21 protein-coding genes are annotated in these 24,575 nt (G+C 49.5%); 16 read left to right on the forward strand and 5 right to left on the reverse strand.

Features of this window, described 5'->3' with window-relative positions; genetic code table 11:
• Positions 1-196 precede the first annotated feature (196 nt).
• Positions 197-1,264, forward strand: a complete 1,068-nt coding sequence (locus tag ACLU9Q_RS12730) for a metallophosphoesterase family protein (RefSeq protein ID WP_296838361.1) — start codon at positions 197-199, stop codon at positions 1,262-1,264.
• A 3-nt stretch (positions 1,265-1,267) separates the two neighbouring features.
• Positions 1,268-2,854 (forward strand): ATP-binding protein, encoded by a 1,587-nt coding sequence (locus ACLU9Q_RS12735; protein WP_296838358.1) that lies wholly within the window; start codon positions 1,268-1,270, stop codon positions 2,852-2,854.
• Between the two features lie 12 nt (positions 2,855-2,866).
• On the opposite strand, the gene ACLU9Q_RS12740 is transcribed toward ACLU9Q_RS12735, so the two are convergent.
• The 4 genes from ACLU9Q_RS12740 to murC form a co-directional block, all read right to left on the reverse strand.
• Complete coding sequence (locus ACLU9Q_RS12740) at positions 2,867-4,036, reverse strand: ribose-phosphate pyrophosphokinase (RefSeq protein WP_296838355.1); 1,170 nt, start codon at positions 4,034-4,036, stop codon at positions 2,867-2,869.
• 50 nt (positions 4,037-4,086) lie between these two features.
• Complete coding sequence (locus ACLU9Q_RS12745) at positions 4,087-5,097, reverse strand: ATP-binding protein (protein ID WP_296838352.1); 1,011 nt, start codon at positions 5,095-5,097, stop codon at positions 4,087-4,089.
• 11 nt (positions 5,098-5,108) lie between these two features.
• Positions 5,109-6,239, reverse strand: coding sequence for a DnaD domain protein (locus ACLU9Q_RS12750; protein WP_298515048.1), 1,131 nt, complete (start codon positions 6,237-6,239; stop codon positions 5,109-5,111).
• A 369-nt stretch (positions 6,240-6,608) separates the two neighbouring features.
• Positions 6,609-7,988 (reverse strand): UDP-N-acetylmuramate--L-alanine ligase, encoded by a 1,380-nt coding sequence (gene murC / locus ACLU9Q_RS12755; RefSeq protein WP_298515045.1) that lies wholly within the window; start codon positions 7,986-7,988, stop codon positions 6,609-6,611.
• A 291-nt stretch (positions 7,989-8,279) separates the two neighbouring features.
• Between murC and ACLU9Q_RS12760 the strand changes: the two genes are divergently transcribed.
• The 8 genes from ACLU9Q_RS12760 (at position 8,280) to ACLU9Q_RS12795 (ending at position 16,742) form a co-directional block, all read left to right on the forward strand.
• Positions 8,280-9,518 carry an IS110 family transposase gene (locus tag ACLU9Q_RS12760; protein ID WP_412624635.1) on the forward strand — a complete coding sequence of 413 codons (1,239 nt, stop codon included), beginning with the start codon at positions 8,280-8,282 and terminating at the stop codon, positions 9,516-9,518.
• Positions 9,508-9,810 carry a hypothetical protein gene (locus ACLU9Q_RS12765; protein WP_296928017.1) on the forward strand — a complete coding sequence of 101 codons (303 nt, stop codon included), beginning with the start codon at positions 9,508-9,510 and terminating at the stop codon, positions 9,808-9,810. Before ACLU9Q_RS12760 ends, ACLU9Q_RS12765 begins: the two co-directional genes overlap by 11 nt.
• A gap of 416 nt (positions 9,811-10,226) precedes the next feature.
• On the forward strand, positions 10,227-11,501 hold the full coding sequence (locus ACLU9Q_RS12770) for a glucose-1-phosphate adenylyltransferase (RefSeq protein ID WP_296834908.1): 1,275 nt from the start codon (positions 10,227-10,229) through the stop codon (positions 11,499-11,501).
• Positions 11,498-12,616: a glucose-1-phosphate adenylyltransferase subunit GlgD gene (gene glgD, locus ACLU9Q_RS12775; protein WP_296834910.1), complete on the forward strand. Its 1,119-nt coding sequence runs from the start codon at positions 11,498-11,500 to the stop codon at positions 12,614-12,616. Before ACLU9Q_RS12770 ends, glgD begins: the two co-directional genes overlap by 4 nt.
• 92 nt (positions 12,617-12,708) lie before the next feature.
• The gene (spoVG, locus tag ACLU9Q_RS12780; RefSeq protein WP_296834912.1) at positions 12,709-12,987 is read left to right on the forward strand and encodes a septation regulator SpoVG; all 279 of its coding nucleotides are present in this window, start codon (positions 12,709-12,711) and stop codon (positions 12,985-12,987) included.
• A 273-nt stretch (positions 12,988-13,260) separates the two neighbouring features.
• On the forward strand, positions 13,261-14,784 hold the full coding sequence (locus tag ACLU9Q_RS12785) for an alpha-N-arabinofuranosidase (RefSeq protein ID WP_298515721.1): 1,524 nt from the start codon (positions 13,261-13,263) through the stop codon (positions 14,782-14,784).
• Complete coding sequence (locus ACLU9Q_RS12790) at positions 14,781-15,041, forward strand: DUF6171 family protein (RefSeq protein ID WP_298515724.1); 261 nt, start codon at positions 14,781-14,783, stop codon at positions 15,039-15,041. Before ACLU9Q_RS12785 ends, ACLU9Q_RS12790 begins: the two co-directional genes overlap by 4 nt.
• A gap of 57 nt (positions 15,042-15,098) precedes the next feature.
• Complete coding sequence (locus tag ACLU9Q_RS12795) at positions 15,099-16,742, forward strand: glycoside hydrolase family 43 protein (RefSeq protein WP_298515727.1); 1,644 nt, start codon at positions 15,099-15,101, stop codon at positions 16,740-16,742.
• Positions 16,743-16,801: 59 nt separating this feature from the next.
• On the opposite strand, the gene ACLU9Q_RS12800 is transcribed toward ACLU9Q_RS12795, so the two are convergent.
• Positions 16,802-17,458, reverse strand: coding sequence for a YesL family protein (locus ACLU9Q_RS12800; protein WP_298515730.1), 657 nt, complete (start codon positions 17,456-17,458; stop codon positions 16,802-16,804).
• A gap of 219 nt (positions 17,459-17,677) precedes the next feature.
• Between ACLU9Q_RS12800 and ACLU9Q_RS12805 the strand changes: the two genes are divergently transcribed.
• From ACLU9Q_RS12805 to ACLU9Q_RS12830, 6 genes are all read left to right on the forward strand, one after another.
• Positions 17,678-18,655 carry a family 43 glycosylhydrolase gene (locus tag ACLU9Q_RS12805; RefSeq protein ID WP_302592911.1) on the forward strand — a complete coding sequence of 326 codons (978 nt, stop codon included), beginning with the start codon at positions 17,678-17,680 and terminating at the stop codon, positions 18,653-18,655.
• Positions 18,656-18,863: 208 nt separating this feature from the next.
• Positions 18,864-20,219: an ABC transporter substrate-binding protein gene (locus ACLU9Q_RS12810; RefSeq protein WP_302592913.1), complete on the forward strand. Its 1,356-nt coding sequence runs from the start codon at positions 18,864-18,866 to the stop codon at positions 20,217-20,219.
• A gap of 121 nt (positions 20,220-20,340) precedes the next feature.
• The gene (locus ACLU9Q_RS12815; RefSeq protein ID WP_412625377.1) at positions 20,341-21,261 is read left to right on the forward strand and encodes a carbohydrate ABC transporter permease; all 921 of its coding nucleotides are present in this window, start codon (positions 20,341-20,343) and stop codon (positions 21,259-21,261) included.
• 14 nt (positions 21,262-21,275) lie between these two features.
• Entirely contained in the window at positions 21,276-22,145 is an 870-nt protein-coding gene (locus tag ACLU9Q_RS12820) for a carbohydrate ABC transporter permease (RefSeq protein ID WP_296834928.1), read from the forward strand.
• Positions 22,146-22,228: 83 nt separating this feature from the next.
• Positions 22,229-23,548, forward strand: a complete 1,320-nt coding sequence (locus ACLU9Q_RS12825) for a family 43 glycosylhydrolase (RefSeq protein ID WP_412625378.1) — start codon at positions 22,229-22,231, stop codon at positions 23,546-23,548.
• 75 nt (positions 23,549-23,623) lie between these two features.
• Positions 23,624-24,547: an ArsR/SmtB family transcription factor gene (locus tag ACLU9Q_RS12830; RefSeq protein ID WP_296834932.1), complete on the forward strand. Its 924-nt coding sequence runs from the start codon at positions 23,624-23,626 to the stop codon at positions 24,545-24,547.
• The last annotated feature ends 28 nt before the right edge of the window (positions 24,548-24,575 follow it).

Genomic DNA, 24,575 nt, shown 5'->3' on the forward strand with positions numbered 1-24,575 from the left:
GATATCATTCTAACAAAAATCCCTGGAGATTACAATGTATTCGTAAAGTTATTGTTCGGAGGGTATTCGTAAAGTTATTGTTCGGAGGGCGATAATAAAATAGTTGCCGTTTGTGCCGTTTTGCGCTACAGTATAGAAGAAGAGAGGATTTGAGACGGGAAAACAGTAAATGTGCAATGGGAGATGGAGCAGCAGCATGAGATTTATACATATCGCAGACATACATCTGGGCGCGGCGCCCGACAAGGGGCAGCCGTGGTCGCAGAAACGCGCGCAGGAAATCTGGAAAAGCTTCCGGAGAGTCATTCAGGAGGCAAAGCGGCAGCAGGTGGACCTGCTTCTGATCGCGGGAGATCTGTTCCACCGGCAGCCACTTCTGCGCGAATTAAAAGAAGTAAACTATTTATTTGGCAGCCTTGGCAGAACACAGGTGGTATGGATTGCCGGCAACCACGATTATCTGCACCGCGATTCGCCCTGCCGCAGCTTTGCCTGGGAGGAAAATGTAATCTTTCTGGACTCACCGGAGTGTGAGAGCGTTTATTTTAAGCGGCTTCAGACGACCGTTTACGGGTTCAGCTATTACAGTAAGGAGATTACAGAGCCGCTCTACAACGATCTGGAGCCCGATGACACACCGGGATGTCACATTCTGCTTGCGCACGGAGGGGATGACCGCCATATCCCGATAGACAAAAAACGTCTGGCATCAAGCGGCTTTGACTATATCGCGCTTGGGCATATCCACAAGCCGCAGATACTTGCGGAGGACAAGATGGCGTACGCGGGGGCGCTGGAGCCGATCGACAGCAACGACACCGGCATACACGGCTATATTCTGGGAGAATATACGGATGGCCAGATTTCCATAGAGTTTGTGCCGTTTGCCTGCCGTGAATATGTACACCTTTCGCTGGAAAGCAGCATGGAGAGCACTGATTATGAGATGCAGGAACGGCTTGAGCGGGAAATCGCCGCTCACGGCGTGCAGAATATTTACAAGGTGGATATCGTTGGCGTGCGGGAGCCGGAGATTGTGTATGATACGGAGAGCTTTGGCGAGCTTGGCAATATTTTAGAGATCAACGATCTGACGGAGCCGGGATTTTCGATCGAGGAGCTTAGGCAGCAGCACGGGACAGATATTATCGGGCGTTATATTGAAAAGCTTATGCCTGCGGACGGGGAGACAGAAATCAGCCAGGTAAGGCGGCAGGCGCTCGCCTGCGGCATTGCCGCACTGAAGAAAACGCAGAAGAGGTAGCAGATGGAAATACTGGAAATCAGAATGGATCATTTTGGAAAATTTAACGGACAGAGCATGACGTTTCATCCGGGAGTCAATATCATTTACGGGGACAATGAGACGGGAAAGAGTACCATGCGCGCTTTTATACGGGATATGTTTTACGGGATCGACAGAATGCGCGGCCGCGCGGCGCAGCAGGATGAATATAGTCTGCGCCAGCCGTGGGAGAATGGCAGTTATTTTTCCGGGATGCTTAGGTTTCGCAGCAAAGATAAAATTTACCGGATAGAACGAAACTTTGAGAAGCGGGATAAAGCGGTGCGGCTGATCTGTGAGACGGAAGGCCGTGAGCTGGATGCAGAGGAGCTTTCCGGTTTCCTGCAGGACATGGACGAGACAGCATTCTCCAACACTGTGTTTTACGGCGGACAGAGCGGTGAGACGGACGAGGGGCTGGCAAACGCTGTGCGAAACGGCATGATTAACGCCGGGAGCGGTTCTTTGTCCGGTATAGATGGGGCGAAGGCAATGGAGGAGCTGAAGGAGGAGCGGAAACGTCTGGAGCGCGAGAAAAAGCAGAAGGTTGCTGCGAAAATTGAAAAAATGCAGGAGCTTTCCGTAAAGATAGATTATGCGCAGCAGGAGCTGGAGCAGCTTACATCGCAGGAGATGAAGCAGCGCGAGCGCCTCAAAGCTCTGGAGGAGGAGATCGGGGAAGCCGGTGAGGCATATAGCCGTGCGGCAGAAGAAGATATTCCCGGAAATGCCGGGACGCCTGTCTGGAAAATCGGTAAGATCACCATGGCGGTGATCGCGGTAGCGGCGCTGGCAGTCGCATTGGTGATGTCGGCATGGCAGGTGCGCGCAGGAGCGGTGGCTGTTATTCTGCTTGCCTGTCTGGGCGTACAGTTTTTCGGCGTGCGCGACCAGAAGCAGAAGGACAGGATGAAGGAGCAGGAGGCGTATCTTCGCGAACAGCGGATGCGCCGCGAATATGAACGGCAGAAGGCGCAGTATGAGCGTCAGCAAAGGAACGCGCCGAAGAAGGAGCGGCTGCTTGCCAACCTGGAGTGGGCGGTAAACGCGCGCAAAGAAAAACAGGTGATGCTTGAAGAGCTGCAGGAGCAGCAAAAGATACTGAAAAAGGAAAAGGGCGAGGTGGAGGAGCTGGAGCAGAAGCTGTCCGCCGTGTATCTTGCGATAGATACGCTCTCGGAGGTGATGAATGACATCTACCAGGAATATGCACAAAAGCTTAACGAGCGGATTTCCGAAATTTTATTGGTGATCACCTGCGGAAAATACACGGGCGCATATCTGGATGAAAATTTTCAGGTGCGGGTGAGCACGCCGCAGAAGCTGCTGTCCATCTGGCAGGTGAGCCGCGGAACGATGGAACAGATCTATTTTGCGCTGCGCATGGCGTGCGCGGAGTTTTTAAACCAGGAGGATGCGCTGCCGCTGATATTGGATGACGCTTTCCTCACATACGACGACACCCGCCTTGAGCAGACACTGCGGTGGCTGGCTCTTAGCGGGCGTCAGGTACTGCTGTTCACCTGCCATCGGAGAGAGCAGGAGATACTAAAGCGGATATATGAGTAAAAAGCAGATAGCCTACGCGTTTGCTTTTTCCAGGAAACGCTGGATGCGGTCGAGCGGGCTTAACAGCTCGCTGATGGAAGCGTCGTGGTTCAGCGTGTCGATAATGTAGGCAAGATATTTGCTGAGATCACAGCTTGTATAATATTTTTTCGAGAGCAGCTCCGGCGTCTGATAAACAAGGTTCGTCGTGAGCAGATAGTCGAATATGCCGTCCTCGTATGCTTTGTCGAATTTCTCCAACCCGTTCGTGAAAAGACCGAAGGTAGCACAGAGAAAGATTCTTCTCGCTTTGCGTTTTTTCAGTGCGGAAGCCACCTCCAGCATACTGTCGCCGGAGGAAATCATATCGTCGATGATCACCATGTCCTTGCCTTCCACGTTGGAGCCAAGAAACTCATGCGCTACGATCGGATTGCGTCCGTCTACGATCTTTGAGTAATCTCTTCTCTTATAGAACATACCCATATCAAGACCGAGCACGTTTGCCATATAGACGGCGCGGCTCATGCCGCCTTCATCCGGACTGATGATCATCATGGAATCTTTGTCAATGTGAAGATCTGGCTGCGCTTTAAACAGGCCCTTGATAAACTGGTATACCGGCTGTACCGTCTCGAAACCGTGCAGCGGGATCGCGTTCTGTACGCGCGGATCATGTGCATCGAAGGTGATGATGTTGTCGACGCCCATGTTTGTCAGTTCCTGAAGAGCCAGCGCGCAGTCGAGGGATTCGCGGCCGCTTCTCTTGTGCTGGCGCCCCTCATATAAAAACGGCATGATCACTGTGATGCGCTTTGCTTTTCCCTCTGCGGCTGCAATGATGCGCTTGAGGTCCTGAAAGTGATCGTCCGGCGACATATGATTCGTGCGTCCGGCAAGAGAGTAGGTGAGACTGTAATTGCAGACGTCGACCAGGATATAGAGGTCATTGCCGCGCACCGAGTCGTTGATCGTGCCCTTTGCCTCACCGGAACCGAAACGGGGGACCTTTGCATTTACAAGGTAGCTGTCTTTTTCATATTCGCGAAAAGCAATGGTTTCTTTGTGTTCGTGGTCGCGCTCTTTGCGCCAGTTCACCAGGTACTGGTCGATTTTCTCGCCAAGCTCCCTGCAGCTTGCAAGCGGGATCAGTGCGAGCGGTCCGACCGGGATGGTGTTCAAATTGCGTTCTTCTGTCTGCATGATTGTTCCTCCGTAGGTTTTTTCACTAACATCATAACATAAAAGTTTATTTATTCAAGGCTTTTTTTCTTTTGTGAGATCTGTTCCATCTTCTTTAAAAGGCGGATGTCCTTCCCAAACAGCTTCAGCATGGTATAGCTTGTTGAGATGCGCGAAAAGATACGCTCCGAGTAGGTATCCTTAAATGCTTTCAGCGAGAGATTGGTGGAGATAATGGTGGATTTTTGCGCTGTGAGCCGTTCGTTAATACAGAGAAACAGCTCGGAATTCACAAAGGTATTTGTGATCTCGGTGCCGAGGTCGTCGATGATCAGCAGGTCGCAGCTATAGATGGCATCCAGAGCAACCTGCGCGTCCTCCGTTTTTCCAAAGCGCTTCTGTGCGATCATCTCGAAAAGCTCCTGCGCAGAAAAATAGACCACCGAATGCGTCGTGTCCAGAAGCTCTTTGGCAATACAGTGGGAGAGGAAGGTTTTTCCGGTCCCGGTGTCTCCGTAGAAGAACAGGTTTGCGTTCGCAGTGTCGAAATCCCGGACAAACTGACGGCAGACGGCGTGAACCTTCTGCATTCGCTCCAGTGAGGAAACACCGCTGAGCTCTTCCTTCAGCTCGGCAGAGTAATAATCGAAGGAAAAGTTATCAAAATTTTCCACATCCAGAACGCCGCGAAGATTTGACTGCGTGTACAGAAGATCGATCTCTGCCTTCTGGAAGCAGCGGCATTTCTGACCGTCGACATAGCCGAGGTCGCGGCAGTCCGGACAATCGTATGTCATTTCAAGATAATTGGCGGGGAAGCCGCCGGCAAGAAGCACCTGCTCCCGCTCTGCGCCGAGAACGGCGATCCGTTCCTTCAAAACGGAAAGGGCAGCGTCGTTCCCGGATAAAAGCTCCCGGGCGCACTGCACGCTTGCCGAGGCGATCTCATCGTCAATTTCTTTGATGCGCGGCAGTTTTTCACGCACCTCACGAACGCGTTCCTCCATCTGGCGGCGGTGCATTGCCTGACGGCGGTAGTAATCACGCATAATTGCATCGTATTGTGAATTATTCAGTGCCACGTTTCTCCTCCTCAGCAGTCAAGAAGCTGCTGCTCAAGCTGTTCAAAATCGTAATCGCGCTGCGGGAAATTGTTAAATCTGTTTGCGGAAGCGTTTTTTCGCCCGGGCTGAGACTTCTGTGCGGGCGCCGCGGCAGGTGCCGGACGGTCCAGGGCGGCGATATCGCTCAGACGGGCGATGCCTGCCTCCTTCCAGCTTGCCAGGATCTTGTCCGCATACTGGAAATTTGGCGCATGCGTGCGGTTAATGGTGCGGCGGCACGCCTCCAGCACAACCTCCAGTGAGAAGTGGTACTGTGTGAACCAGCGTGCCATCATCTCGGCTTCCGCCTGTGCCGGACCGCGGTCCTTGATGCCAAAAGCATTCATGACAGCGTAGTAGTCCTTGCTGTAAAGGTTTGTATCCTTTTTTGCATCCGCGACGGTGGAAATCTGTTTGGAAGCCCATTCCAGCGCGACGGCACGGATGTAGCTGATGCTGCGTTTCCCTTTGGAAACACAGTATTCGATCAGATACTCGATCAGATCCACGGAAAAATGCAGCTCGTCGTAAAAGTATAAGATATTGGTGACCTCTGTGCTGCTCAGCTTTTTACCGAGGTATTGCTGTGCGATATACATGAGCTGCTGGATATCCTCCTGCGCAGCAAGCTCTTTTTTCCGGTCCGCCGATATAGAGATCCGTTTTGGCTCGGAATCGCTGCGCAGCGGGAAATCTGCTGCGTGCGAAGCATAGCTGTCCAGACGGTTCCCGGCATCGGAAACGACCGCGGTCTCCTCTGCGTAAGAAGGGACGCTCTCCTGCGTGCGCTGCGCAGAGCGGGCACAGTCCGCAGTCTTCTGAGGATCCGGAAAGGAAACGCCGTCTGTCAGTGTGATGCTTTTCAGCTCCCCGTCCGGGGTATAGCTGATCTGCAGAAGCTTTTTCTTTTCCCAGTATGTGAGGGCACGTTTTACATCGCTTTCCGTGTGGTTGAAGATATCCGCGATCACAGAAAGGGAAAGCTCGCGATCCGTATCGCTGCTGCGGAGCAGATAAAGATAAATCTTTACGAACTCCCCATTTGCCGAGGGCATATATTCATCAAAAAAACGATTGTGAACCAGCGTATAGTCGCCGGAATGGTATTTATGTAAGATCAATTTGTTCACCTGCCGCATTTTGCCGCTAACGTACTTCCTTCGCAGATTCGCGAAGCCGTTACGGTATGTTTTTTATAAGAAGTGGGACGCGCACACTGCGTCCATTAGCAGTATATCATAGCTTTTTTAAAAAGAAAACAACGACTTATACCGGACATTTTTGTGGAAATCCGTGTGGATAATGTGGATAATGTGGACAAAAGAAAAGCTTCTGTTTTTAACGCAACCAAAAATATTGTGGAAAAATCAAGGTTTGTCGAATTATAAGACATTATGCGTCCGGAGTTATGTCGACAATGATTTGCACAAAAAATTCCACACGCCGATTTGCGCAATTTTGTGCATAAGCGTGTGGATAATGTGGATAAGTTATTCGCCAAGAAGCTTTTCCCCGATTTTAACGACATCTCCGGCACCCATGGTTATCAACAAATCGCCGTGTACACATTTTTCCAGCAAAAATGTTTCGATCTCGTCGAAGGATGGAAAATAATGCGCTTCGGTACCGAGCGCCTCGATTTTTTCGCGCAGCGTATCGGAGCTGATGCCAAGATTGTCAGTCTCGCGGGCGGCATAGATGTCTGCGAGCACGACCTTGTCCGCCAGGGAGAGCGCTTTCGCGAAATCGTCCATCAGCGCCTTCGTGCGCGTGTATGTATGCGGCTGGAACACGCACCAGAGCGTCCCGTGCGGACAGTTTTTGGCAGCCGTTAAGGTAGCGGCGATTTCCGTGGGATGGTGTGCGTAGTCGTCCACAATGGTCACGCCGCCCACTTTTCCCTTGTACTGGAAACGGCGGTCTGTACCCGTGAAATCCCAAAGCCCCTTCTGCGCCGTCTCGCGCGGAATATGAAGAAGATCGGCGAGCGCGAGCGCGGCAACGGCATTATCCACATTGTGGATGCCCGGCACGCGCAGCTCGTAGTGGCCGAGCGTTTCCCCATCCCTTGTGAGGTCGAAGGATGCGCAGGCAAGCTCGTTATAGGTAATATTTGTCGCGGAGTAGCCGCAGCCTGCCTCAAGACCGTAATAGATCACGCGGCAGGGCAGATCTTTGGTGATGTCTTCCACCCGCGGGATCGCGCGGTTGATGATCAGCGTGCCGTCCGCCGGAAGCAGTCCGGCAAAACGCCGGAAGGAATGACGGATATCGTCGAGATCCTTAAAGAAATCAAGATGATCGGCGTCGATGTTCAGAATAATGCTGATCTTCGGGAAGAAATCAAGAAAGCTGTTGGTGTACTCGCATGCCTCTGTCAGAAAGATATCCCCTGCGCCGACACGGATGTTTCCATTTATTGCCGGCAGGATGCCCCCGACGGAGATCGTCGGATCATCCTCATCCGCGAGCAGCAGATGGGAGATCATGGAGGTCGTGGTCGTCTTTCCGTGCGTACCGGAAACGGCGATCGGCAGCCGGTAATTTGTCATAAGCTGTCCAAGCAGCTCCGCGCGCGTGAGCATTGGGATACCGGCGTCTGCTGCTGCCTTATATTCGGGGTTGTCCGGGTGGATGGCAGCCGTATAGACCACCAGATCGGTTCCCTCTTTTATATTAGAAGCGCGCTGTCCATAATAAATCGATGCGCCCTGTTCTTCCAGTCGTCTGGTCAGCTGAGATTCGCTGCGGTCGGAACCGGAAACGTGAAATCCGCGGTCGAGCAGCACTTCCGCCAGGCCGCTCATGCTGATGCCGCCGATCCCGATAAAATGAACGTGTACCGGTTTCTGAAAATCTATTTTGTACATAGCTTTTTCTCCTTATACTACTACAATGTATTTATGGTTAATACCCCTTACAGCCAGTAAGGAATTACCCATCTTGTTGCTTAAGCTGTTAGAATGAGTAAGGCAATAGGTCTGGCCACCTTCTACTAGGACTTTACGTCCGTAATTTAGTCAGCCAACCAGCCCTCATTCGCAGCATTCGTTTTACGCAGGTTGAACCCACAGGCGTTCGTGTGATACCCAGTAGATTGAACAGGCAATGAGTAAATCTGGTATTGACCATTGCTGATTCATTGTAAAGGAGTATCCATTATGAACGCTGTTGGTATTGATGTTTCCAAAGGCAAGAGCACTGTTACCATCCGCAGGCCTGGCGACGTTGTCCTGATGCCTCCCCGCGACATTCCCCATACACAGTCCGCTATCAACGGACTGATCGGGCAGATAAAGGAGCTTGACGGGGAGACGAAGGTCTGCATGGAGCACACCGGAAGGTACTACGAGCCGGTCGCCATGTGGCTTTCTGACGCCGGTATCTTTGTTAGCGCCGTAAACCCCATTCTCATCAGGAACTTCGGGGATGATTCCCTGCGCACTCCAAAGACCGACAAAGCGGATTCCAAAAAAATCGCACGCTATACTCTTGACCGCTGGGCAAAACTGAAGCAATATGGAATCATGGATAAAACACGCAACCAATTAAAAACCATGAACCGACAGTTCGGCTTCTATATGGCACAGAAAACTGCCATGAAAAACAATCTTATTGCCCTGCTTGACCAGACTTATCCGGGTGCTAATGACTTCTTTGACAGCCCTGCGCGCAGCGATGGCAGCCAGAAATGGGTGGATTTTGTCCATACCTACTGGCATGTGGACTGTGTCCGCTCCAGGTCGCCGGAAGCCTTCAAAAAGCATTACCAGAACTGGTGCAAACGCAAAGGTTATAATTTCAGCGCACAGAAAGCGGAAAATATCTACCATGCCTCTTCTGACCTGATCGCCGTATTTCCAAAAGATGACAACACAAAAATGCTCATCTGGCAGGCTGTGGCAATGCTTAATACTGCTTCCCGGACAGTAGAATCCCTCCGTCTGGAAATGGATAAGGCTGCTTCCGCGCTGCCGGAATATCCGGTTGTTCTGGCTATGGATGGTGTCGGGCCTACCCTCGGTCCCCAGCTCATGTCTGAGATCGGGGATGTGACACGGTTTACACACCGCGGGGCTCTGACTGCTTTTGCCGGCGTTGACCCCGGAAAGGATGATTCCGGGCAGCGCATCCGTAAAAGTGTGCCTACCACAAAGAAAGGCTCGCCGTATCTGCGCAAAACCCTGTTCCAGATCATGGACGGGCTCATCAAACGTTCCCCTGCTGACGATCCCGTTTACGCCTTTATGGATAAAAAACGGGCGCAGGGCAAACCTTATTACGTCTACATGACCGCTGGTGCGAACAAATTTCTCCGTATTTATTACGGGCGGGTAAAGGAATATCTTGCCTCACTGCCCCAGACATCCGACACGGAGGCGGAGAAGGATGGAATATAAAACATATCCCTGCGAGGTAAATTTCAGATATCTCGTCCTCAAAGGCGTGCCTGTTGTGGCTGGTTTTTTCTCCGAGAAAGACGCGGCGGATTATGCCCTGTCCATTGGAGGAACCGTCATAAAAGCGAACGAAAATCCACGCAATGCCGGAAGGATACCGAAATTCTCTGACCGCGAGAAAGATGCTATCAGAGAATGTATCGCACAAGGAATTCCCATGCGTCGTATTGCCCGGGAATTCCGATGTTCTGTAGGCTATGTTCAAAAATTAAAATGTGAACATCCCTTATAGGTGGCACAATATATGGCTTCCTTTTTTCTTAAGCCAGCGTAAACCGGTGGCTTAACGTTTATGCCCTAATTTCAACCTGTATAAAATTTTCAAAGTTCATCAATTTCTGCTTGACTTTTTATTTGCAGACTATATTGAATGAGTATGCTATCATCATACCGCAATTTTGGAAAAAAAGAAAGTGCGCGGGAAGAAATAATTAGTATTCCATAAAAATAGACAGGTTTTCTTTGCCAAAAGTGGAAATAATAAACGAAAAAATTTTCTTTTTCGACGCAATAAGGCGATGTAAACTGAAAAATTCATAAAAAGGCGTCTGTTGCTTTGTGATTTTTGTAAAAACTGCGTAAAAGGTGTTCACTATTTTAAAAAGCTGTGTTATAATCATTTAAAACATAACATCAAGAGGTGATAACGTGATTAAGAAAGAAATGATTGCCATGCTGCTGGCAGGTGGTCAGGGCAGCCGTTTAGGCGTTCTGACATCCAAAGTAGCAAAACCGGCAGTTACTTTCGGCGGGAAATATCGCATCATCGACTTCCCCTTAAGCAACTGTATCAATTCCGGGGTAGATACGGTAGGTGTTCTGACGCAGTACCAGCCGCTGCGTCTTAATACGCATATCGGCATCGGCATTCCCTGGGATCTGGACCGCAATATCGGTGGTGTGAGCATCCTGCCGCCGTACGAAAAAAGTACGGATACCGAGTGGTATACAGGCACTGCAAACGCCATTTACCAGAACCTTACTTACATGGAAATGTTTCATCCCGAATATGTGCTCATCCTTGGCGGCGACCACATCTACAAGATGGATTATGAGGTTATGCTGGATTTCCACAAGGCAAGCGGCGCTGCAGTCAGCATCGCGGTGATGCCGGTCCCGTGGGAGGAGGCAAGCCGCTTCGGCGTCGTTGTTACAGATGACAACAGCAATATTACAGAGTTTCAGGAGAAACCAAAGGAACCAAAGAGTAATCTGGCGTCCATGGGAATCTACATATTCACATGGGAAGTGCTTCGGGAGGCACTGATCGCCAACGCAAATGTACCGGGCTGTGATTTTGGAAAACACGTTATACCCTATTGCTTTGATAAAGGTGAAAAACTGGTAGCATACGAATACAACGGATATTGGAAGGACGTGGGGACTTTAAGCTCCTACTGGGAAGCCAATATGGAACTGATCGACATTATCCCGGAATTCAATCTTTACGAAGAATTCTGGAAGATCTATACTTCAAGTGAAATCATTCCTCCGCAGTATGTATCGGCTGACGCGAAGATTGAACGCAGTATCATCGGCGACGGCACCGAAATCTATGGCGAGGTAAAAAGCTCGGTGATCGGAGCAGGCGTTACGATCGGAAAGGGCGCCGTGGTCCGGGATTCCATTATTATGAAAGGAACGGTGATCGGGGAAAACGCGGTGGTGGATCGCGCGATCATTGCGGAAAATGTAAATGTCGGTTCCGGTGTCGTGATGGGCATCGGAGAGGAAGCGCCCAATAAGTACAAACCGGCAGTGTATGCCGGCGGTCTTGTCACCATCGGCGAAAACAGTACCATTCCTGCTGATGTAAAGATTGGCAAAAACACCGCGATTTCCGGAAACACCGCGCCGGAGGACTACCCGGACGGCGTGCTGGAGAGCGGCGGATCAATTATTAAGGATGGTGATGTGGCATGAGAGCGGTAGGAATCATTTTAGCAGGCGGCAACAACCAGAAAATGCGGGAGCTGTCCAACAAAAGAGCGATTGCGGCCATGCCGGTGGCGGGAAGCTTTCGGAGTATCGACTTTGCTCTGAGCAGCATGACTAATTCGGGGATCCAGAAGGTAGCTGTTTTAACGCAGTACAATTCCCGCTCCTTAAACGAACATCTCAGCTCTTCAAAGTGGTGGGATTTCGGAAGAAAACAGGGCGGTCTGTTTGTATTTACGCCGACCATCACGGCAGGAAACAATTTCTGGTTCCGCGGAACCGCAGACGCACTTGCGCAGAATCTGGATTTTCTGAAAAGGTGCCATGAGCCGTATGTGGTGATCGCATCCGGCGACGGCGTCTACAAGCTGGATTACAGCAAGGTGCTGGAGTATCATATTGACAAGAAAGCAGACATTACCGTGGTCTGCACGGATGTACCTGAGGGAGACGACGTCAGCCGTTTTGGCGTCGTGAAGATGGACGACGACGGCAGGATCGAGAGCTTTGAGGAAAAGCCCATCGATGCAGTCGGGAATCTCATTTCTGCAGGTATTTACGTCATCCGCAGACGTCAGCTCATCGAATTGATCGAGAAGGCGGCGTCGGAGGACAGATTTGATTTCGTAAAGGATATTTTAGTCCGATATAAAAATATGAAACGGATCTATGCATACAAGATGGATTCGTACTGGGCAAATATCTCTACGGTAGACGCTTATTACAAGACAAACATGGACTTCCTGAAACCCGAGGTACGGGACTATTTCTTCCGGCAGTATCCGGACGTGTACTCCAGGATCGAGGACATGCCGCCGGCAAAATACAATCCGGGCGCTGATGTGAGAAACAGCCTGGTATCCGCAGGGTGTATCGTAAACGGTAAGGTGGAAAATTCCATATTATTTAAGAAAGTATTTGTCGGAGAAAATTGTGTGATCAAAAATTCCATTATTCTCAACGATGTTTATATTGGCGACAATACGTATATTGAAAACTGCATCGTGGAAAGCCATGATACGATCCGCGCAAATTCCCGCCATGTCGGCGAGGGCGAAGTGAAGATCGTGGTGGAAACGAACGAAAGGTATGTCATGTGATGTCCGTAGAGGGCAGAGCCCGACCGATAAAAACAGACTGAAATGCTAACCTCTGCCCATAAAATACAATTTATGAGGAAGGAGGACCGGCTATGAATATCACAGACGTTAGAGTCCGCAAGGTAACAAAGGATGGAAAAATGAAGGCCGTTGTGTCCATTACAATTGATGATGAATTTGTTGTTCATGACATCAAAGTGATCGAGGGCGAGAAAGGCCTGTTTATTGCAATGCCCAGCAGGAAAGCTACGGATGGGGAATATCGCGATATTGCACATCCGATTAACTCTGGAACTCGTGACAGAATACAGAATCTTATTCTGAAAAAATATGAAGAAGCTTCTCAGGAAACTGATGAAGAGACGCTGTAAAGGGGTTTTACAGGCGCGGGGATGCTGCGAGAGCAGCATCCCTTTTTTTGTTATGTTTATTTATGATAAACTAAAATGCTACAAATAAATATAAAATATACGTATCTGATTTAGGAAACTTTAAAGAGTCTATTGAAAAATTTGTTTAATCTTTAAAAAAATATAAAATAATTCAATAAAAACAGTTGCTATTTTTGTGCTTTCAGTATACGATAGGATTACATAGATTATTACAGTGCGCGGTTTGGAAACATGCGCAGGAAGGAGTTTGTTATGGCTAGATTGATGATTAATCCGAAAAAGAAGGTCAGCAAAATTCATAAGGAAATCTACGGACATTTTTCCGAGCATTTGGGAAGATGTATTTATGAGGGGATTTACGTGGGCGAGGATTCCCCGATCCCCAACGTGAACGGTATGCGCTGTGACGTAGTGGAAGCGCTGAAAAAGATCAGGGTGCCGGTACTGCGCTGGCCGGGCGGCTGCTTTGCGGATGAATATCACTGGATGGACGGCATCGGACCGAAAGAAGAGCGAAAAAAGATGATCAATACGCACTGGGGCGGGGTCCTGGAGGACAACAGCTTCGGTACGCATGAGTATTTTGAGCTTTGCCGTCAGCTGGGCTGCGAGACCTATGTAAATGGCAATCTTGGCAGCGGCACTGTGCGGGAAATGTCGGAGTGGGTGGAGTACATTACGTTTCCGGGCGTATCTCCGATGGCGGATCTTCGCAGGAAAAACGGACATGATGAGCCGTGGAAGATTGATTTCTTTGGCGTAGGCAATGAAAACTGGGGATGCGGCGGTAATATGAACCCCGATTTCTATGCCAACGAATACCGGAGATACCAGACTTATGTGCGCAATTATCACACGGAAGGCGAAGAGGAGCAGACGATCCAAAAGATCTGCTGCGGAGCTAACGTCGACGACTATGAGTGGACAAGGGACGTGCTGAAGACTTGTTTTAATCACTGCGAAGAGAAATTCCACGGCTTTATGGACGGATTATCACTGCACTATTATGTACATCCGGAAGGCTGGGAAATTAAGGGCAGCGCTACGGATTTTGACGATGCAGTATGGTACAAAACGCTCTCCAAAGCGTATTATATGGACGAGCTGATCCGCCGTCACGGTGCGATCATGGATTCCTATGATCCGGAGAAAAAGATCGGTATGATCGTGGACGAATGGGGAACCTGGTACACGGTAGAGCCGGGTACCAATCCGGGCTTCCTGTATCAGCAGAATACGATCCGGGATGCACTGGTAGCGGGAATCACCCTGAATATTTTTAATAAACATTCCGACCGCGTAAAAATGGCAAATCTGGCGCAGATCGTGAATGTGCTCCAGTCCGTGATCCTCACGGAGGGCGCGGATATGATCCTGACACCGACGTACCATGTGTTTGACATGTATAAGGATCATCAGGATGCGATGCTTCTGGACAGCTTTATCGATGCAGAGAAAATCGGCGTCTGCGGGGAATATCAGGTGCCGAACCTGACGGAATCCGTATCGATGGCGGAGGATGGTACGATACATATTACGGTGACGAATGCGTCCCTGACGGAATCGTATCCGGTGGATACGCAGATCCTTGATCAGGCGGCATGGAAAGTAACCGGCGAGATGGTGCAGGGAGAAATGCATGAGATGAATACGTTTGAGGAGCCGGAATGTGTAAAAGTAAAGGCGTTTCAGGATATTGAAACGAAAGAGGACGGTTTCTCCTTTAAGATCCCGCCCTGCGCTGTGGTCCATCTGACTGTGAAGAAACAGTCATGAGCGGCGGGCTTCGGGTCTGCCGAAAATGCCTGCCCCGCGGGGAGTCCGGGAAAGAATATTTTGAAAATCTAAGAAATTATATTGCGAGCCTGGATGATGACGTGAGGGTGGAGCAGGAGATTTATGAAGAACGGCTCCATAAATGCGCACAGTGCGCGCAGCTTTTAAACGGAATGTGCCGTCTGTGCGGATGCTATGTGGAGCTTCGCGCGGCGATCAGGGTCCGAAAATGTCCTGCGATGGATCGGCAATGGTAAGCATACGCCTGCGGGACGGCATTTTGGTGTAAAAACAAACATGGGAGGGTTTAAAAAGTGAAAAAGAAGGTATGGATAGCAATGATATCTGCCGCGGTTCTGGCAGCTTCTGTCTGCGGATCGCTGTCTGCCGCGGAGAACGCGGAGGAGACAACGGCCTCTGGCGGGGAAAAAACATTTTACGAGGGCGCGATTTCCCGCGCCAGCGTACATGATCCCTCGATCATCCGTGAGGGCGATACGTATTATGTATTTGGAAGCCATCTCGCCGCGGCGAAGTCAGAGGATCTGGTAAACTGGGAGCAGCTTTGCAAGGATTACGAGAATCCGACAGACAATGCCATATACGGGAACCTGACGGAAAATTTTGCGGAGACGTTCGAGTGGGCGGGCTTTAACGACGGCGACTGCACGGGCGGTTACGCGATCTGGGCGCCGGATGTCCACTGGGATGCGGAGTATGTCTGGGAAGACGGGAGCAAGGGCGCGTATCTTTTATATTACAGCGCGTCTTCTTCCTGGAAACGCTCCTGTATTGGTCTGGCTGTATCAAAGACGATCGAAGGACCGTATGCGTATGTGGACACTATGATCTATTCCGGCTTTTCCAAAGAAAGCGGTGTGGACGAAAACAGTAAGATCGATACCAGGTGGGATAATGACTATCTGAACCTTACGGAGCTTCTGGAGCTTGGCTCGGCGAACGGCGGGATCGATGAGATCAGTGAAGAATGGTTTGGCGCAGACGGGCTTTACAATTACAAGTATGCTCCCAATGCGATCGATCCAACGGCGGTAGAGGATAAGGACGGAAATCTGTACTTGGTGTACGGCTCCTGGTCCGGCGGACTTTATATCCTCAGGGTAGACGAGACGACGGGGCTTGTGATCTATCCGGGCACGGATTCCCAGGAAGAGGTTTCCGGCAATTTCACAGACCGTTATTACGGCACGCACATTGCGGGCAGCAAGCATCAGTCCGGCGAAGGTCCGTATATCCTTTACGATGAGGAAGCCGGTTACTATTATCTGTATGAGACGTATGGCGGTCTCACCGCGGACGGCGGCTACAATATGCGTATGTTCCGGTCTGAGAATATTTACGGTCCATATCTTGACGCAGCGGGAAATAACGCGGCGGACAGCGGCAAAGTAGAAAACTCCAAATACGGTATCAAGCTGATGGGCAATTATCAGTTTGACGGTCAGCGGGGCTACAAATCCGCCGGACATAATTCGGCGCTGATCGACGAGGACGGTCAGAGATACCTGATCTTCCATCAGCGGTTCAACGAGGGCTCCGAATACCATGAGGTGCGGGTACGCCAGCAATATCTGAATGAAGACGCGTGGCCCTGCACGGCGGTGTACGAGAATCGCAATGAGCGCATTACAAATGTCGATGACTCTGCGGTGACGGGAATTTACGAATACATCAACCACGGAAAGGAAAACAGCCCTTCCATGCTGGAAACCGGCTCTTTGGAGCTGAAAGAGGACGGAACGGTGACGGGAGCCTTTGAGGGAACCTGGAGCAAGAAGGATTCCGGAAAGGGATACGATTACGTGACGATCACCATGGATACCGGACTGGAATTTAAAGGGATTTTCTATGAGCAGACCAACGATGAAGGGGAAAAGAAGATGACCTTTTCTGCGATCGGCGGAAACAACGCCTGTATCTGGGGAAGCATGAAGTAAAATGCAAAAAAAGGCTGAAAGGAAAAAAGGATTCCTTTCAGCCATCTTTACGATCTGTATTATTGTTCCTGGTCCATCCTGGACGCCATGGCGTCTTCCTGCAGCTCGTCGGGCAGATATTTCCGGAATACATAGACGAAAACGCAGGACGTAAGGTAGCCGAATATGCCGGCTCCCGCGATCAGCATCAAGCCCATAAAGGGCGGAAATACCAGCGTCAGCAGAACAAAAGTGGCAAGAATGAATGCCAGAAACAGGGTCCACTGAAAATTTGACAGGGACATAAGGAATGCATTTTTGAGGTTGTCTAAAATGCGGTTCTCAAATTTTGCCTGCACCGGAAAAATGTAAAGAACAGTGCAGAAAAACGGGATCAGGAGCATGGAGCAGCTGACCAGCATGATTTTTCCGAGCACGCCTTCCACAGAAAGCCCGATCCAGAGATCCATGTAGAGGATGCCGCCGACTGCCAGAAGCAAAAGCCAGATCAGAGTGGATTGCCGGAAGTTGGATTTAAAAGCGCGAAAAAAGTTGCCGGTGATATACCCTTCATCTCTCCGGATGCGCTTCATGCAGGAGGAATAAAGGGCGGTAGTGGAAGCCCCGATCGTCACGATGGGGAGACTGCAGATGATCCACAGGATATGAAGCAATACGATATCCGCTACCAGATAGAGAAATCTGGAAAGCCAGCTGTTAAACGAAAATATATTCATAGGTAACTCCTTTTACAATTTTTTTGGTCGTACAGGTTCTTTGTATATTATATCGTGCATTGTGCGAAAAGTCGATAGCAAACCTGTGCAAAAAGACATAAAAATTTTAGCTAAATGTGTAGTAATTTAACAAAAACTAAAACAGTAATTGCATATGCCGAAAAGGTAGTGTAGAATAAAACGGATTACCTGATAAAACAACAGGAGGAATATGAGATTATGAATAGAAAGAAAATCTGTATTACGGAATATAATCAGCCGCTGATCGAATGCCGCGCGGATCCTTATGTGTTCCGTGCACAGGATGGAACGTATTATTTTATGGGATCCGTACCGGAATACGACCGGCTGGCTATCCGCCATGCCGATACCATTGCCGGGCTGAAAGACGCAGAAGAAAAAACAGTCTGGACAAAGCACGAGAGCGGGCCGATGAGTCTGCATATCTGGGCGCCGGAGCTGCATTATCTGGACGGCCGCTGGTTTATTTATTATGCGGCAAGCGAGGTCGGTAATAAATGGAAGCTGCGTCCCTACGTATTGGAGTGTACGGGAGACGATCCGATGAACGATCCCTGGGAGGAGCGCGGGATGATCCAGCCGGCGGACGGGGATAAGTTCAGCTTCCGGGATTTCTCTCTGGATGCGACGATCCTTGAACATAAAGGGGAAAAATATTTCGTCTGGGCGGAAAAGGTGAATAAGGGAAAGAAGATCTCCAACCTCTATATCGCCAGAATGGAGTCGCCTTATAAGCTTGCCACGGCGCAGGTGCTTCTTACGACACCGGACTATGACTGGGAACGCGTAAACTTCTGGGTAAATGAGGGACCGGCCTTCTTAAAGCATGGCGGAAAGATATTTATGACATATTCCGCAAGCTCCACAGGCGCCTGCTACTGCATGGGAATGCTGAGCATTGACGAGGACGCGGACCTTCTGGATCCGCATGCCTGGAAGAAGGAACGCTATCCGGTGCTGTCTACCGATCCTGAAAAAGGCATTTTTGGCCCTGGCCACAATTCTTTTGTAAAAGGCGAGGACGGCGTTACAGATTACTGCGTGTACCATGCGCGTCAGTACGAAAAGATCACCGGAAACTCCCTGTATGACATCAATCGCCATGCGATGGTAATGAAGCTCACCTACGATAAAAAAGGATTTCCGGTATTTGATTACAAACCAAATTTATTTTAGGAAATTTAAAATAAAAAAATCCTCCTTAATTTTTTTGTGAAAAACGACCAAAATAAAACTGGCATTTTCATGAAAAACTAACAAAATATCATTTTTCATTTAGAAAAATGTAAAAAATCATAGACAAAACTAAAACAATCTGCTATAGTATTGTTATCATCAAAAGCGCATGGAAAACCACACGCAAAATAAGAAGGAGGATATTAAGATGAGCAGTAAAAAACTTATGGTTCTTGGACTGGCAGCAGTGATGACCTGCGGTTCCGTGTCCATGGTACAGGCAGACGACGGCGCAAAGCTGAGCATGTTCGTATATGCGAATGAGCAGGAGCAGGCGATCGTCCAGAACATGATCAAGAAGTTCGAGGAAGCGAACGGATGCACCGTTGAGGTTCAGTTCTCCACGAAGGACGACTACAACACAACGCTGACCGGTATGATGACAGCGAGAGATCTGCCGGATGTATTCTACGTAGGACCGGAAACAGTTTCTCAGTACGTAGACAACGGCTATATCACCTCCCTGACTCCGCTTCTGGAAGAAGCAGGTCTTTCCACGGACGACATGATGCAGGATATCCTGGACAACTATCGCTACGATGGAGAGTCTACCGGTACCGGCGATCTGTACGGACTTCCGTATGATTCTTCCGTATTTGCATACGCTTACAACAAAGAGCTGTTTGACGAAGCAGGACTGGATTATCCGGACCCGGACAACCCCTATACATACGACGAATTCGTAGAAGTCTGCAAACAGCTGACAAAGGATACGGACGGCGACGGTGAGATCGATCAGTGGGGCATGGGCGCAGCAAATGCCTTTATGCTGTATCAGTATGTATGGTCAAACGGCGCAAGCTTCCTTTCCGATGATTACAGAACCGTAACCATCGACACGCCGGAGTTTATCGAAGCATGCCAGAAATTCGTAGATCTGACGCTTGTACATCAGGTAACGCCGACCGTAGAGCAGGATGCTTCCCTTGGCGTATATCAGAGATGGCTTGCAGGACAGGAAGCCTTCTATGCATGCGGTACCTGGGATGTAGCTGCTTTCATGGATGATGAGACTTTCCCGTTTGAATGGGATCTGTGCCTGTATCCGACACTTTCCACCGGCAAATCCATGACCTGGTGCGGAACCGTTGGCTACTGTGTGGCAGAAAGCTCTGAAAACAAAGATCTTGCCGCAAAACTCGCTTACTTTATGAGTGCTGATGAGGATGGAAACAGAGAAATGTCCGGTATCACGACCGGTCAGTCCATCCGTCTCCCGAACATCACTTCCATGGCAGAGGGCGAATTTAAGGATGCCGTTACAAACGGCGAGCTTCCGTACCCGAGCAACGTAGACGTATTCTTCAACTATCTGAACGGAACGGAAAACGCAGGCGTAAGATTTATCGAGTCCACCTACACCCCGAGCGCAGGCTGGCTGGATAGATTCTTTGAAGGTTTCGATACCGTAAAGAACGGCAGCGTAACCGTAGAAGAGTATATTGCAGAAGTTCAGCCGGAAATGCAGGAGCTCCTGGATGAAGCATGGGAAATGGTAGAATAAGATAAAACAGATAAAACAGAATCAGACGAGGGAGAACAGCCGGCCGCCATAAGTCCGCGGCCGGCTCTCTTTCTATAAAAAATCAAAATGCAGTTTTTGTCTGTATTGGAGGTGGAAATTCGTGAGTGGTAACGTAGCGAAACGTAAAAAAATGAGTAAAGCAGCTTTTAAAGAGCATTGCTGGGGGCTTGCATTTGTGGCTCCGCCTTTTATCGGCTTTTTGATCTTCATGGCGTTCCCGATCGTCTTCGCGTTTATTGCCAGCCTGACTAAATGGACTGGTATGAACAACATGCTGGACAACTTCGTCGGTCTCAGGAACTATATCAAGCTCTTTACCGATGACCGTTTCTGGAAGGTATTGCTGAACACCATTATTTACATGCTCGGCATTCCATGCGGTATGATCCTCGGTATTATCATTGCCATGGGTATGAACCGTAAGATCAAAGGCATCAAGGTACTCCGTACCATGTACTATATTCCGGTTATTTCTTCTCTGGTTGCGGTATCTATCCTCTGGATGTGGGTATTCAACTACGATTACGGTCTGCTTAACAGCATTATAAAGCTGATATCCGGCAAACATGGTCCTAACTGGCTTGGAGATGAATTCTGGGTAAAGGTGGCAATGATCATCTTTATGACATGGAAAGGTCTTGGAACCTCTATTATCCTGTATCTGTCCGGTCTGCAGGGCATTCCCAAAGACTACTATGAGGCGGCGAAGATCGATGGCGCGAGCGGCTGGAATCTGTTCCGAAATATCACCTGGCCGCTGGTATCCCCTGTTACCTTCTACCTGCTGATCACCGGTCTTATCGGCGGTTTCCAGGTATTTGTAGAGGTACTCGTTATGGTTCCGAACGGTGGTCTGAACTACAGCGCCGCGACGGTAGTATTTTACCTGTACGATAAGGCGTTCGGCAATAACCAGATGGGTTATGCATCCGCAATGGCCTTCATTCTGGCGATCATCATCTTTATCATAACAGCGATCAACTTTGTCGGCCAGGATAAATGGGTTAAGACGATTGAGTAGGGGGTGGAAAGAAAATGGCGAAAAATGATGAAAAAGCTTCGGGCGGTATGACCTCGAAAGAACGCAGGACGAATGTGATCGTGTTTATCCTGCTTTGCCTTGGCGCGGTAGCCATGGTATTTCCGCTGGTGTATATGATTTTTGCTTCTTTCATGACAAAGAATCAGATACTTTCCGCGAACTTCAGCCTGATCCCGAATCCGTGGAAATTCGGTAAATATTCGGAAGTGCTGGCGAAACCGGAATTCCTGCGAGGTGTGCGCAACACCCTGATCGTTGAGATCCCGGTGCTGTTAGTCGGCAGCTTTACCTCTTCCCTGGCGGCTTTCTCGTTCAGTAAGCTGAAATTTAAAGGGAAAAACGGAATCTTCCTGGGACTTCTGGCAACGATGATGATTCCCTTTGCCGTTGTTATGATCCCTCAGTACGTAATGTTCACAAGAATGGGTCTGACAAACAACCTGCTTCCTCTGATCCTGCCTGGTCTGTTTGGTAATGTCAGCATGATCTTCTTCCTGCGGCAGAACCTGACCAGCATTCCGGATGCGTTGGTGGAGGCGGCAAAGATCGACGGATGCGGTTATTTCAAGATTTACTATGCGGTGTTCCTTCCGCTGATGAAGGGCGCGCTGATGACGCAGGCGATCCTGTGGTTCATGGGTATCTGGAATGATTATCTCGCACCGACGATCTTCGTATCCAAGGATAAGTGGTACACACTGCAGGTAGTTATCCGTATGTTTAATTCTGCCTATGCAGTAAACAGTGATTATCCGCTGATCATGGCAGCTTCCGTATTGTCGCTGCTGCCGACTCTGGTACTGTTTTTCATATTCCAGAGATACATCATCGAATCGATGGCGCTTACCGGCGTAAAGGGCTAATAAGTATACAATTCAACAGATGAAAAAGGGGCAGCGGAAAAATTTTACGGCTGCCCCTTTTCAAAACAGAAAGGGAGAAAAACATGGAAGGTTTGCTGCGGCTGAATGACTATCACATAAAATCAAACGCTTTTGCAGGAGCCCATGATCCTTCTATGATGTGGGATCCTGTCACAAAAAAATATTATTCTTACTGTACGGACGCATACGGACCGGAGCTCGGACTGCCGGATGAGATCGGGATCCCGGTACGAAGCTCTGCCGATCTGGTGCACTTTCGTTACGAGAAGTGTGTGCTTTCCCCAAAAGCGATCGCGCAGGGACGGGATAACGGCGGGTATCCGCCCACCCCAAATTTCTGGGCTCCTTTTACCGAGTATGTGAAAGGCGAGTATCGGATGTATTATTCTGCAACCAGAAGCTTTGGCAGTTCGGAATCCAGGATCTGGCTGGCAGCGGCAAAGCATCCGCTGGGGCCTTTTGAAAACCGGGGCGTGGTGGCAGACACCTGGGGAACGGACGACACCTATCCGAATGCCATTGATCCGCATATCATCCGGGCAAAAGAGCGCTGCTATCTGGTATATGGTTCCTTCTTCGGGGGGATTTACATAAAGGAACTGGAGGCGTCCACCGGGCTTCCTCTGGATGGGGATCCGAAAACTTTAGGAACCTGTATCTCGAGAAAAGGACGTCCGCCGAAGCTGGACGGGCCTGAGGGGGCGGCTGTGATCTATGTGCCGGAGACTGGGTATTTTTATCTGTTCCAGTCCTACGGCTGGCTGGGGAATAATTATGATGTCCGGGTGGGCAGAAGCAGGACGGTGACCGGACCCTATACAGATCGGGAAGGAAAAAATCTTGTGGAAGAAAGCATGGGAGAAAAGATCGCAAACAGCTATCGGTTTAATGCTTGCGCTCCCGGTGTGGGATCGGAAAATGCCGGATGGAAATGGGGAGGCTTTCGCGGACCGGGACACGGCGTGCCGTTTTATGATCCGGTGCGGAAACAGTATTTTTTCGTGCACCATATCCGTGACGGGGCAATGGCGGAGAGTTACCGTGATGAGTATGAGAACCGTCTGAGTTTTAAAAAGCATTACCTGATGGTGCGTCCGATGTTTCTGATCGACGGATGGCCGGCGCTCGGGCCGGAACCCTTTGCCGGAGAGGCGCTGGAGAAGATTCCGGCGGAAGAACTCTGCGGCTCCTGGGAGATCGTAGAACTGGACGATAAGGATAATGAACAGAAAATTTCGAAGGAGGTTCATCTGGAAAAAGAAAGCGTATATTTCCGGCATTTTGCCGCGTATAGGGGCTGGGATTACGAAAATCAGAAAAATGCTATTTTTTTGACAGGATTTTTGGAAACAGGCATTGCATTTTGGGGAAAACTCTTGTAAAATGGACTCAATTAGTTTGGTTTTATCTAAAACAAACCGGGTATTTCAGAAGAACAATGCAAAGGGGAAGGGAAAATGCTGCATGTTAAAAATATTGGCGATGGACTGGAATTATTTAAGGCACTTGGCTCAGATGTCCGGATCGCGATTCTGAAGCTTCTGCTGAAGGAAAAAGAGCTCAGCATGAACGAGATCGCGGTCCGTCTGGGAATAACCAACGGCGCGCTTACAAGTCACATCAAGAAATTAGAAGAAAACGGACTGGTAAAGATTTCAATCGAGCGTGGCTCGCACGGGAATCAGAAACTGTGCAGTGTAGCAGAGGATAAGATCCTCATTGAGATAGAATCGGAAGAAAACCAGCACAGCGGACAGATATACAATGCGGAATTAAAAGTGGGGCATTACGCAAACTACGAGGCGTATCCTACCTGTGGTCTTGCCACGACGGAGCATCTGATCGGGGAAGTGGACGATCCAAGATACTTTGCGCATACGGATCGGATCAATGCGGGGATTTTATGGTTTACCCGGGGGTACGTAGAGTATATCATTCCAAATCTTTTGCCGGAGGGGTCGCGGATCGATCAGCTTACGCTGTCCTTTGAGATCGGCTCGGAGGCGCCGGGCGTAAGCTGCGACTGGCCATCGGACATCTCTTTCTATTTAAACGATGAATGGGTGGGAATGTGGACGAGCGCCGGCGATTTTGGAGACGTGAGGGGGATCTTTACGCCGGGCTGGTGGCCGCCGAACTGGAATCAGTACGGCGTGTTAAAGATGCTGATGATCAATCATAAGGGGACCTTTATCGATGGAATGAAGGTGTCCAGTGTGACGATCGATCATCTGCACATCGACTACAAGAGCACGCTGCGTTTTAAGTTTATGGTTCCGGGCGATGCATTAAATACCGGAGGTCTCACCCTCTTTGGAGAGGGATTCGGCAATTACAATCAGGATATCAAGATCCGGATTTCCTATAGCAGAATGAGTTAGAAAGCAAATTTTATAATCTGTTTACTTG

The sequence above is a fragment of the Marvinbryantia sp. genome, assembly GCF_047017445.1.
Taxonomy (GTDB): Bacteria; Bacillota; Clostridia; order Lachnospirales; family Lachnospiraceae; genus Marvinbryantia.